At 68.3% G+C, this 11964-nt stretch carries 10 protein-coding genes and 1 pseudogene; 8 read left to right on the top strand and 3 right to left on the bottom strand.

The genetic code is table 11. From position 1 onward, the window contains the following. The first annotated feature begins 454 nt into the window (after positions 1 to 454). Together mgtA and ACTJKF_RS11130 are read left to right on the top strand one after the other, a co-directional pair. The gene (gene mgtA, locus ACTJKF_RS11135) at positions 455 to 3232 is read left to right on the top strand and encodes a magnesium-translocating P-type ATPase (RefSeq protein ID WP_440623586.1); all 2778 of its coding nucleotides are present in this window, start codon (positions 455 to 457) and stop codon (positions 3230 to 3232) included. 67 nt (positions 3233 to 3299) lie between these two features. Then, positions 3300 to 4040 (top strand): transporter, encoded by a 741-nt coding sequence (locus ACTJKF_RS11130; protein WP_440623585.1) that lies wholly within the window; start codon positions 3300 to 3302, stop codon positions 4038 to 4040. 75 nt (positions 4041 to 4115) lie between these two features. Here the strand turns inward: ACTJKF_RS11130 and ACTJKF_RS11125 are convergent, their stop codons facing one another. Continuing rightward, positions 4116 to 4400 (bottom strand): transcriptional regulator, encoded by a 285-nt coding sequence (locus tag ACTJKF_RS11125; protein WP_440623584.1) that lies wholly within the window; start codon positions 4398 to 4400, stop codon positions 4116 to 4118. Between the two features lie 71 nt (positions 4401 to 4471). Continuing rightward, the gene (locus tag ACTJKF_RS11120) at positions 4472 to 5347 is read right to left on the bottom strand and encodes a LysR family transcriptional regulator (protein ID WP_440623583.1); all 876 of its coding nucleotides are present in this window, start codon (positions 5345 to 5347) and stop codon (positions 4472 to 4474) included. Positions 5348 to 5398: 51 nt separating this feature from the next. Between ACTJKF_RS11120 and ACTJKF_RS11115 the strand changes: the two genes are divergently transcribed. The 6 genes and pseudogenes from ACTJKF_RS11115 (at position 5399) to ACTJKF_RS11090 (ending at position 9941) form a co-directional block, all read left to right on the top strand. After that, positions 5399 to 5686: a hypothetical protein gene (locus ACTJKF_RS11115; protein ID WP_440623582.1), complete on the top strand. Its 288-nt coding sequence runs from the start codon at positions 5399 to 5401 to the stop codon at positions 5684 to 5686. 199 nt (positions 5687 to 5885) lie between these two features. Then, positions 5886 to 6961: pseudogene (locus tag ACTJKF_RS11110) on the top strand (serine hydrolase). Between the two features lie 51 nt (positions 6962 to 7012). Continuing rightward, complete coding sequence (locus ACTJKF_RS11105; RefSeq protein WP_440623581.1) at positions 7013 to 7249, top strand: DUF7661 family protein; 237 nt, start codon at positions 7013 to 7015, stop codon at positions 7247 to 7249. A gap of 151 nt (positions 7250 to 7400) precedes the next feature. Beyond that, positions 7401 to 7856: a MarR family winged helix-turn-helix transcriptional regulator gene (locus ACTJKF_RS11100; RefSeq protein ID WP_440623580.1), complete on the top strand. Its 456-nt coding sequence runs from the start codon at positions 7401 to 7403 to the stop codon at positions 7854 to 7856. A gap of 70 nt (positions 7857 to 7926) precedes the next feature. Next, positions 7927 to 8490, top strand: a complete 564-nt coding sequence (locus tag ACTJKF_RS11095; protein WP_440623579.1) for a cysteine hydrolase — start codon at positions 7927 to 7929, stop codon at positions 8488 to 8490. Next, positions 8487 to 9941 carry a DHA2 family efflux MFS transporter permease subunit gene (locus tag ACTJKF_RS11090; protein WP_440623578.1) on the top strand — a complete coding sequence of 485 codons (1455 nt, stop codon included), beginning with the start codon at positions 8487 to 8489 and terminating at the stop codon, positions 9939 to 9941. Before ACTJKF_RS11095 ends, ACTJKF_RS11090 begins: the two co-directional genes overlap by 4 nt. A gap of 15 nt (positions 9942 to 9956) precedes the next feature. On the opposite strand, the gene ACTJKF_RS11085 is transcribed toward ACTJKF_RS11090, so the two are convergent. Then, positions 9957 to 11675: a SulP family inorganic anion transporter gene (locus tag ACTJKF_RS11085; protein ID WP_440623577.1), complete on the bottom strand. Its 1719-nt coding sequence runs from the start codon at positions 11673 to 11675 to the stop codon at positions 9957 to 9959. Between the last annotated feature and the right edge of the window lie 289 nt (positions 11676 to 11964).

The raw sequence follows: 11964 nt of genomic DNA, 5'->3' as shown, positions 1-11964 counted from the left end.
AGCCTCGTCTTCTGCCGCATCCCGGGAAGCAGGATGCGGCGCCCTTCCGGCCTGACCGGCCAGAATCCCCGCCGAATTTTTTCGATATCGCCGAATGTCCGCGCAGCCCTGTGCTGCCGCGCGCGTTCGTGCTGCGCGCAGCGCGAGCTGCGTGCGTGTTCCGTTCGCGTGCCATCCGGCCGCGCGCCCTCGTGCGTGCGTGGCCAGCGATCGTCCGTGCCGCCTACCCGAAACTGACAGGAGTGCAGATGAACTCAGACGACAGTAGTCGATTACCGCTCGCCGGTGCGACGCTGCGCATCGTCCCCCCGACCGCGCTCCACGCGCCGGCGAGCGCCCCTCCCTTAACCGACTCACAGCCGATCGCGCCTGACGCGACGCGGCGGGGAGCGCTCGTGCGTCGATAACGTCACGGCCGCTCCCCGCCCGCCGCCTCGTGCGCAAGGAGCGACTCATGACACAACGAAACACTTCGCAAAAGAAACAGCGCGGCTTCATCAACGCCGGCCCCGGTCAGCAGAACGATCCGCGCATCATGCGCGCCGCGCAGGAAGCGGTCCGTCCGCTCAAGGAAACCTTCAAGTCGCTGCGCACCAGCACGCGCGGCCTCACCTACGATCAGGCCGCCGATCGCCTGCAGCGCAACGGCCCGAACGAAATCGCGCACGACAAGCCGCCGCACTGGACGCGCCAACTGCTGCACGCGTTCCACAATCCGTTCGTCTACGTGCTGCTGGTGCTGGCCGCGATCAGCTTCTGCACCGACGTCTACTTCGCGGCGCCCGACGATCGCGACTACGTCGGCATGACGATCCTGCTGACGATGGTCACGATCAGCGCGCTGCTGCGCTTCGTGCAGGAATTCCGCTCGCTGCGTGCGGCCGAGAAGCTCAAGGCGATGGTCCGCACGACAGCGACCGTGCAACGCGCGGTGACCGACGTGTCCGAGCCCGCGCGCCGCGAGGTGCCGATGCGCGAAGTAGTCGTCGGCGACATCGTGCATTTGTCGGCCGGCGACATGATCCCCGCCGACGTGCGCCTGCTCGCGTCGCGCGACCTGTTCATCAGCCAGGCCGTGCTGACCGGCGAAGCGCTGCCGGTCGAGAAGTACGACACGCTCGGCGCGGTCGCCGGCAAGTCGGCCGGCACGGGCGTGGCCGGCATGGCGAGCACGGCGGGCACGCCAGGCGCGTCGACGTCGCTGCTCGATCTCGAGAACGTATGCTTCATGGGCACCAACGTCGTGAGCGGCACCGCGACGGCCGTCGTGGTCGCGACCGGCGAGGACACCTACTTCGGGTCGCTCGCCCGCAACGTCGTGAGCCACAAGCGCATCGAGACGAGTTTCGACCGCGGCGTCGCGAGCGTGAGCTGGCTGCTGATCAAGTTCATGTTCGTGATGGTGCCGATCGTGTTCATGATCAACGGCCTGACCAAGGGCGACTGGCTGAGCGCGCTCACGTTCGCGCTCGCGGTGGCCGTCGGCCTCACGCCCGAGATGCTGCCGATGATCGTCAGCGCGAACCTCGCGCGCGGCGCGATCGCGATGGCCCGCCGCAAGGTGGTCGTGAAACGGCTGAACTCGGTGCAGAACTTCGGCGCGATGGACGTGCTGTGCACCGACAAGACCGGCACGCTCACGCAGGACAAGATCATCCTCGAACACCATCTCGACCTGTCCGGCCACAAGAACGAGGACATCCTGCGGCTCGGCTGGCTGAACAGCTTCCATCAGAGCGGCCAGAAGAACCTGATCGATATCGCGGTCGTCGCGCGCGCCGACGAGATCGGCGACCGCGTGAAGCCGCAGGGTTACAAGAAGATCGACGAACTGCCGTTCGACTTCGTGCGCCGCCGCCTGTCGGTCGTCGTCGAGGACACGCACGGCACGCACCTGCTGATCTGCAAGGGCGCGGTCGAGGAAATGCTCGCGGTGTCCACCCACGTGCAGGACGAAGACGGCGTGCGCCCGCTCGACTTCGTCGCGCGCAAGCGGCTGCTCGAACAGGCGAACGCGTACAACGAGGACGGTTTCCGCGTGCTGGTGCTCGCCACGCGCGTGATCCCGCGCGGCGACGAACGCGAGCAGTACCGCACCGCCGACGAGCGCGACCTCGTCGTGCGCGGCTTCCTGACCTTCCTCGATCCGCCGAAGGAATCGGCCGCGCCGGCGCTCGCCGCGCTGCGCGAGAACGGCGTGTCGGTGAAGGTGCTGACGGGCGACAACCCGACCGTCACGATGAAGGTCTGCCGCCAGGTCGGCCTTGAACCGGGCAAGCCGATCCTCGGCGCCGAAATCGAGGCGCTCGACGACGCGACGCTCGCACAGGTCGTCGAACGCACCATCGTATTCGCGAAACTCACGCCGCTGCAGAAGGCGCGCATCGTGAAGGCGCTGCAGGCGAACGGCCACACGGTCGGGTTCCTCGGCGACGGCATCAACGACGCGCCCGCGCTGCGCGACGCCGACGTCGGCATCTCGGTCGACAGCGGCGCCGACATCGCGAAGGAAACCGCCGACATCATCCTGCTCGAAAAGAGCCTGATGGTGCTCGAGGAAGGCGTGATCAAGGGCCGCGAGACGTTCGGCAACATCCTGAAGTACCTGAACATGACGGCCAGCTCGAACTTCGGCAACGTGTTCTCGGTGCTCGTCGCCAGCGCATTCCTGCCGTGGGAGCCGATGCTCGCGACCCAGCTGCTCGTGCTGAACCTGATCTACGACACGTCGCAGATGCTGCTGCCGTGGGACAAGATGGATCCGGAGTTCCTGAAGAAGCCGCGCAAGTGGGAAGCCGGCAACATCGGCCGCTTCATGCTGTGGGTCGGGCCGACGTCGTCGGTGTTCGATATCACGACATACGTGCTGATGTGGACCGTGTTCGGTGCCGGTGCGATGTATCACCTGAACGGCGGCTCGGGCGGCCAGATCGTGATGAACTCGGGCTGGTTCATCGAGAGTCTCGTGTCGCAGACGCTCGTCGTCCACCTGCTTCGCACGCAGAAGATCCCGTTCCTGCAGAGCACGGCCGCGCTGCCGGTGCTGCTGTCGACGTTCACCGCGATCGCGATCGGCTGCTGGCTGCCGTTCTCGCCGTTCGCGGATTCGCTCGGCTTCATGCACCTGCCGGGCACCTACTGGCTGTGGCTCGCGGCGACGATGGTCGGCTACATCCTGCTCGCGCAGATCGTCAAGACGATCTACGTGCGTCGCTACAAGCAGTGGTTCTGACTCCCTCCGAATGACGGCGCGCCGGCCCGCCTGGGTCGGCCGCCGCCGACACGATACAGGTAACGCGATGAAACGAAGCATGCTTCCGCTCGCAGCCGCGAGCGCCCTCCTCGCGCCGCCGGATGCGTATGCAGCCCATCCGCTCACCAGCGACGACACGGGCACGCAGGGCAACGCGAACTGGCAGGTCGAGCTCAACGGCGAGGCAACCTCGAAACAGGACGACACCGGCCGCCATCAACGGTGGAACGCGACGCTCACGCGCGGGTTCGGCGAACACGTCGATCTCTACGTGAACGCGCCTTATACGCATCTGCAAACGCGGACCGACGACAACGGCGCGGGCATCGGTGACGTCGAGATCGGCATGAAATGGCGTTTCGTCGAACGCGGGCCGCTGTCGCTCGCGCTGAAACCCGCGGTGACGATGCCGACCGGCAACGACAGCCGCGGGCTCGGCACGGGGCGTATCGGCACCGGCGCGACGCTGCTCGCGCAAGCCGACGTCGCGCGCGTCTCGCTGCTCGCGAATGCGGGCCTGACTTACCAGCCGAATCGCCAGGGCGACTTGCGCTCGGCCTGGGCCGTGTCAGCCGCCGCGCTCTACAAGGCGACCGACACGCTGCAGTTCGTGGCCGACATCGGTATGTCGCGCAATACCGAAAGCACCGCCGCCGCGAATCCGGCGTTCGCGATCGCGGGCGCGATCTATGCGCCGACGCGCTGGCTCGACCTGGACGTCGGCTACCGGCACGGGCTGAACGACCAGACCTGCCGTCACGCCGNCGCGGTGGTGAGGCTGCGGTGAGGCGGCCGACGTCGCATGTCGCATGTCCCATGTCGCACCGCGATACGACGGGTCGCCTTCGGGCGGCCCGTTTTTTCAGCTGCCGTCGTTCGCGCCGAACAGTTGCGCGCACACGGCGCGCCCCTCTTCGGTCAATGCAGCCGCGCCCGTCCCGTCGTCGTTCAACGTCGTCGTGCTCAGGCCAGCGGCATCGAGCTGAGTCAGCACGCGGCGCAACGTGCTCATCGGCAATTGCGTGCGCTTCGCGATCTTCGGCAGCGACCATCGCTTGCCGGACGGATCGGTCGCGGCCTCGTTCAGCGTCGCGAGCGTCGCAACGATGGCGGGATCGAGCGGGGAATCGTCGGATTCTGACATCATCGTTCGGGTTCGTGTGCCGGCGCGGGGCCGGCGATTCAGGCGGAAGGCAATCGCGGACACTATACGCCCGGTCACGCACCCTTGATCGCGGCGCGCATGAACGAGACGAAACGGGTGGTCACGGGATCGTCGCGACCGGACAGCCACGCGAGCCCGACACGCCATTTCGCGTCCCGGCCGTCGAGCGGCAGGACGGTCGCATCGCGCAGCAGGTATTGCGCACGCGACGGGATGAACGCGACGCCGACGCCGGCCGCGACCGACGTGAGCACCGATTGCACGTCCTCCGCCTGCTGCGTGATGTGCGGCACGAAGCGCCGCTCGACGCACCATCGGTCGATCTGCGCGGCGAGCCCGGCACCGCGTGCACGCTGCAGCGCGATGAAGCCGATCTCGTTGAGCACGTCGAGGTCGGCCGGCACGCGCTTGAACCCGAGGTGCGGCGGCACCGCGAGCGCAAGCGCCTCGTCGATCACCTTGAACGACGACAGCCCTTCGTCGGACGGCAACCGAAGGAAACCGGCGTCGAGCTTGCCGGCGCGCAGCCGCCGCGTTTGCTCGGACGACGACAGGTCGCTCAACGTGACCGCGATGCCCGGATTGCGGCGGCGGAATTCCGCGACGAGTTTCGGCACGAGCGTCAGCACGGACAGGCAGATGCCGAGCCGCAGATGCCCGCGTTGTCCGCTGGCCAGCTCCCGCGCACGCGCGAGGATTTCGTCGGCATCGCGCACGAGCGCCTGCGCGTCGGGCAGGAAGCGTTCGCCGAACGGCGTCAGCTCTGCGCCGTGACGCCCGCGCTCGAACAGCTTGCCGCCGAGGCTCGCCTCGAGCGCGCCGATCTGCTTGCTCAGCGCCGGCTGGCTCATGTGCAGCGTGTCGGCCGCGCGGCTGAAATGGCTGAGCTCGGTGACCGTCAGGAAGGTACGCAGCAGTTTTAATTCCATTCTTTTAAGGAATCGTAGCGATCGAAACATTCATTTTACTGATCGAATGAGTTGACGTTCAATACGGACATGCCCCTCCTGGAATTCACTGTCATGTCCATTGATCATGCGTCCGAGTGTCTGACCGACGTGTCGTGCGACACGGTTGTCGCAGGCGTTAGCGGCGCCGAGCCCGAGGTGCCGGCGCCCGAGCGGGGTACTGCCGATGCTGCACGCGTCGACGGCCGCAGCCGCCGCTTTCGCTTCGGCGATGTGCTGGACGACGCGCCGCCGCGGGTCGTCACCGGTTCGATCGCGATCAGTTTCGCCGTCGTGTCGCGGCGGAACTGGCCGCGCTGAGCCACCGCCTCGCGCGCATTCCGCTCTCAGTGCGCACCCTCGACCCACCGCAAAAGAACAGCAGAAATCCGCCCGTATCACGCGCCAATGCGTGCGCATCTATCGTCATCGCCCCACGATCGACCTTATAATTTCCCGCACCCGCTGACCGCCCACGCATTTCGCGCCGCCGCAACGCGCGTGAAAAGGAGACTTTCGCTTGACCGGCCTCATCGCGCGCCTGCCCCGCGCCCGGACCACCCTGCTCATCGCCCTCTCGTTCCTGACACTCGCGTTCGCAACGAACGCGTCCGCGCAGCAGCGCGCGCAGCCGCATCGCGCCACGGCCCCGCATGCGCATGCGAAAGTCGTCAAGAAGCAACCCGTCCACCGCAAGAAGCACGCCATCAAGCGCCGCCAGCCGCGTGTGAAGCATCACGCGGTCAAGCGTCACGCGGTGCCNAACACCGGCGCGCGAAACGCACGACCGCGGTTCGCCCGCGCCCCACCGCGAAGCCGCGTCTGCTCGCGAGCTGCGGCTACAGCCCGCGCGCGGTGCGCTCGCTGCATTCGCGCGCGGCCTACGTGGTCGACGTCGATTCCGGCACGCCGCTGCTGGCCCGCAACGCGCGCACCGTGCGGCCGATCGCGTCGATCTCGAAGCTGATGACCGCCGTCGTCGCGCGCGACGCGGACCGGCCGCTGAATGGCGTGCTGCGCGTCACCGCACGCGACCGCGACACGATCAAGTTCACCGGTTCGCGGCTGCCGGTCGGCGCCGAACTGTCGCGCCGCCAGATGTTCCATATCGCGCTGATGTCGTCGGAAAATCGTGCGGCGGCCGCGCTGAGCCGCGACTATCCGGGTGGGCGCGCCGCGTTCGTGCAGGCGATGAACCGCGAAGCGCGCCGGCTCAGGATGCGCAACACGCATTTCCGCGAACCGACCGGCCTGTCGCCGCACAACGTGTCGACGGCCGAGGATCTCGCGCGGCTCGTCGGCGCGGCCGCGCAGGATCCGCTGATCCGCTATTTCTCGACGGACACGTCGACCACCGTGCAGGCCGGCGACACCGAACTGCTGTATGTGAATTCCGATCCGCTCGTCCGCTACGGCCGCCTGCCGATCCGACTGCAGAAAACCGGCTTCATCAACGAATCGGGGCACGGCGTCGTGATGCGCATGCGCGTGAAGGGCCGCCGCGAAACGATCGTGCTGCTCGGTGCGCCGACGCGCGCGGGCGTGTCGAGCGATGCGCTGAAGATCCATCGCTGGCTGGCCTGCTCGATCCAGTAAGCGCGACACGGCGCACGCGGCCGGCGCGCTCAACCACGAAGGAGCGACGCGATGCAGGACGAATACCGTTTCAACGCGTTCGGACGCCTGCTCGCCGTCGTGCGTTCGAACGGTCGCTGGGCCGCGTTCGATCTCGGCACCGACGGCAAGCGGCGTCCGGCCAACCTGCAGATTCCGTCAGCGCTCGCCGCCGGCGAGCTCGCGCAATATCTCGGCGACCTGCTGCACGAGAATGCGTCGCCCAGGTACAACGACGTCGTGCCGGTGCCGGTGCCGCGCCACGCGTAGCGCCCGGTCACGTCGCCCGCAACGGCCCTGTCGCAAACCGGCGGCCGCCTTGCCATCCTCTCCCCCGCGCGCCGACCGCCCTGACACACCGCATGTCGTGAAACCACGCCCGATTCAACAGTTAAACTTGCAAGTTTGACTGTCGTGTTCTATGATCCGCCGCATGACACCGCCCCGCACCACCGGCGCTTGCGCCGACGCCGTCGCCGCCGACCTGACCCTCGCGGTCGGCCAGTTGATCCGCCGGCTGCGTTCCGAGATCGAATCCGAGGGGCTCGGCATGTCACAGACGAGTGCGCTCGCGCGGCTCGAACGACAGGGCCCGATGACCACCGCCGATCTCGCCCGCGCCGAAGCGATGAAACCGCAGTCGATGAAGGCGATTCTCGCGAGCCTCGAGGAAGACGGGCTCGTCGAACGCGAGCCGCACCCGACCGACGGCCGCCAGATCCTGTTCCTGCTGACCGCGGCCGGCCTGGAAGCACGGCGCAAGCGCGACACCGCGAAGCACAAGTGGCTCGGCGCCGCGATCGGGAACCTCGACCCCGAAGACATCCGCACGCTCGCCGCCGCGATTCCGCTGATCCGCCGCATCGGCGACCAGTGACCTCCACCTGCGTGCCGCGCGCCATCCGCGCGCACGCTTCCTTTCGCCCCATTCCCGGAGCATCGACATCATGAGCACAACCCGTCTCGACACGAACACGGCACTCGTCGTCATCGACCTGCAAAAGGGCATCGTCGCCCTGCCCACGTCGCACCCGGTCGCGCCGGTGATCGAGCGCACGCGCGAACTGCTCGACGCATTCCGCAGCCGCGGCCTGCCGGTCGTGCTCGTCAACGTTGACGGCGGCGCACCGGGCCGTACGCAGCAACCGCCGCGCAAGGATCCGTTCCCGGCCGACTGGGCCGAACTCGTGCCCGAATTGAACCGCCAGCCGGGCGACCACGTCGTGACGAAGAAGACCTGGGGTGCGTTTACCGGCACCGGTCTCGACGCCTACCTGAAGGCGGCCGGCGTCACGCAGATCGTGCTGGCCGGCATCGCGACCAGCATTGGCGTCGAATCGACCGCCCGGCAAGCGCACGAACTCGGCTACAACGTGACGCTCGCGGTCGACGCGATGACGGACCTGAACGCGGACGCACACATCAACAGCGTCGAACGACTGTTCCCGCGTCTCGGCGAAACGGGTTCGACGCAAGACATCGTCGCGCTGCTCGGCCGGCGCGGCGCGTGAGCGACCCGCGCGCCCAGCCGGCGCCGGGCCCTGCGGCCGGCCGGCTCGATGCGTCGATCTGGAAAGTCAGCGCGGTCGCGACGCTCGGCTCGCTGCTGTCGCAGCTCGACGCGACGATCGTCAACGTGTCGCTGTCGAGCCTCGCGACCGACCTGCACGCGAGCCTGTCGACGATCCAGTGGGTGACGAGCGGCTACCTGCTCGCGCTCACGCTGGTGCTGCCGCTGAACGGCTGGCTGGTCGACCGCATCGGTGCCAAGGCGCTGTACCTGTGGTGCTTCTCCGCGTTCACGCTGACGTCGGCGCTGTGCGGGCTCGCGTGGTCCGCGCCATCGCTGATCGCGTTCCGCGTGCTGCAAGGCATCAGCGGCGGGTTGCTCGCGCCGATGGCGCAGATGATGATCGCGCGCGTGGCCGGTCAGCAGATGGCGCGCGTGGTCGGTTATGCGGCGGTGCCCGTGCTGATCGCGCCGATCCTGGGCCCGGTCGTCGCCGGCACGATCCTGCAACACGCGTCATGGCGCTGGCTGTTTCTCGTGAACCTGCCGGTCGGCGCGCTGGCGCTTGTGCTGGCCGCGCGACTCCTGCCCGGCGACCGCGACGAAACGCAGCGGCGCGAACTCGACTGGGTCGGCCTCGCGCTGCTGTCGCCGGCGCTCGTGCTGTTCCTGTATGGCGCGGAGCGGCTCGACGCCGCGCCCGGCCTCGCCGCGATCGCGGCGTCCGTGCTGCTGCTCGCGGCCTTCCTGCGCGTCGAGCAACGCAAGGGCGAGCACGCACTGATCGATCTCGCGCTGTTTCGCTCGCGCGTATTCGGCGCGGCCGCCGCCACGCAGTTCCTGTCGAATGGCGCGATCTACGCGGGCCAGATGCTGATTCCGGTGTTCCTGATCGAAGCGTGCGGCCGCTCGCCCGGCGAGATGGGCTGGCTGCTCGCGCCGCTCGGGCTCGGCATGCTCGTCACCTATCCGTCGATGGGCGCGCTGACGAACCGGTTCGGCGTCCGCCGGCTGGCCGCCGCCGGCGCGCTGCTCGCGCTCGTCGCGACGCTGCCGTTCGTGTTTCTCGCCCTGGCCGGCTACGATCCGTACGCGCTCGTGCCCGCGCTGTTTCTGCGCGGGATGGGCCAAAGCGCGATCGGCGTGCCGTCGATTTCCGCCGCGTATGCGTCGGTCGAGCGGCGCAACCTGCCGATGGCGACGACGTCGCTCAATATCGTCCAGCGTCTCGGCGGCCCGACGTTCACGACCCTGTGCACGCTGTTTCTCGCGTGGCGGCTGCAGCTCGAACCGGCGACGACGGGCGGCACGCACGGCACGGCCTACGCATGGGCGTTCGGGCTGCTTTGCGCGCTGCATGCGGCAAGCTTCGTGACGACGCTGCGGCTGCCGCGGTGGTCGAGCGGCGCGGGCGGACGGCCGGCGGGCGCCACGCGAGCCGGTTCGCGCTGAGAGACGGGCGCCCCGCTACACCACACCCGGCTCCTGCTGGGCCGGCGTCACGCCCGCCGCTTCCAGCGCCTGATGCAGCGTCGGGAAGATGCACGACGCGCCGACGATCCCGGTGATCCGATGGCGCTCCATGTCCGCGTGCAGATAGCGGTTCACGCGCCCGAACAGCACGCCGATCCGGCGCGCATGCAGCACCTCGACGAGATCGGTGAGGGTCCGCGCGGCCGAGTAATCGAGATCGGTGATCGCCCCCGCATCGACGATGAACCAGCGCAGCGGCACCGGCGACGCGTCGACGAGCTCGATCACTTCGGCGGCGAACAGATGGTCGTTCGCAAAGAACAGGTCGGAGCCGAACCGGTAGACGATCAGCCCCGGCGCCGTCATCGCGCCGGGTCGCGCCGGCACCGGCAGCCATCGCCCGTTACCTTGCGCGGCTTCGAGCACCATCGTGTGCGGCTGATAGCTGTGACGCACGTGCCGCATCAACGACAACGCAACGGCCAGCAGGATCCCGTGCTCGACGCCGACCGTCACGACGGCCACGGCGGTGCCGAGCGCGAGCGTGAACTCGCCGGGGCTTTCCTTGCGGATCGCCGCGAGGCTGCGCACGTTGATCAGCCCGAGCGCGATCGTGAACACGATGCCGGCCAGCACCGCATGCGGCAGGTATTGCAGCGTCGGGCTCAGGAACAGCAGCACCACCGCGACGACCGCCGCAAACGTCAGGTGTCCGATCTGACTGCGCACGCCCGCGCCGTCGGCCATCGCGGTCTGCGTCGGGCTGCCGTTGACGACGAACGCGCCGCCCACCGCCGCCGCCGCGTTCGCGGCCGCCAGCCCGAGGATGTCCGCGTTGGTGTCGACGTCCTCGCCGTACTGCTGCGCGAACACGCGGGCCGCCGCCGCGCTCTGCGCGATGATCATCACGAAGCACGACGCAGCGACCGGCACGAGATCGAGGAATTGCTGCCACGTGACGGACGGCCAGCGCAGCGGCGGCAAGCCGCCCGCGACCGGCCCGAGCACCGCGATGCCATGCGCGGAAAAGCCGAATGCGGCGCTTGCCGCGATGCTGCCCGCGACCGCGATCATCGGCATCGGCACGCGCGGCAGGAAGCGCTTGCACGCGAGAATCGCGACGACGACGAGCACCGCCAGCGCGAGCGTCGGCCGGTGCGCATGAACGGCGTGCGTGACGACGTAGTCGAGCTGGGCGACGCTGCGCGAGGCCGGATACGGCACGGCCAGCCCGAGCATGTCGCCGAGCATCGCGATCGACACCTGCACGCCGACACCGGCGAGAAAGCCGACCAGCACCGTGCGCGACAGGAAGTCGGCGAGAAAGCCGAGCTTGAAGATGCGCGCCAGCAGCAGCATCGCGGCGGTCAGCAACGCAACCATGCCGGCCAGCGCGACATACTCGGCGCTACCTTGTGGCGCCATCGACGACAGGCGGCTCGCGAAGATCGTCGCGGTCGCGGAGTCGGCGGCCACCACCAGATGCCGCGACGCGCCGAAGCACGCGAACGCGATCAGCGGCAGGAACACGGTATAGAGGCCCGTCACGGCCGGCATGCCGGCGATGCGTGCATAGCCGAGCACCTGCGGGATATCCATCGATGCGAGCGAGATGCCCGCGAACACGTCGCGGATGGCCGACGCGCGATGAATCGGCAGAATGCCCTTCAGCAGCCGCACGGGAAACGACCGGCTTTCGTTGGAATCTGGCATGCGTGAAATGCGTGTCTGAGCGGATTGACCGGGTAACGGGGTAACGGGGTAACGGGGTTTGCGAAGTCGTTCGCGCATCGTGCCCCGAGCGGGCCGCGCGTGGCAAGTACACAGTATGTTGCGCGGCTTGAACGACGAGGCGCCACGACGCAACGGCAACCCGCACGACGGTGAGGATGTTCGGGAGCCCCGACGACAGGCTGGCATGTCCCGCCCCCGACCGGAACCCGATGGCACAATCACGGTCCCTTTCATGTGCCCTTCATCGGGCGCGCGCCGCATCGCGGCG

Source organism: Burkholderia sp. 22313 (assembly GCF_052045245.1).
Taxonomy (GTDB): Bacteria; Pseudomonadota; Gammaproteobacteria; order Burkholderiales; family Burkholderiaceae; genus Burkholderia.
This window is presented reverse-complemented; position numbering and strand designations above follow the sequence as displayed.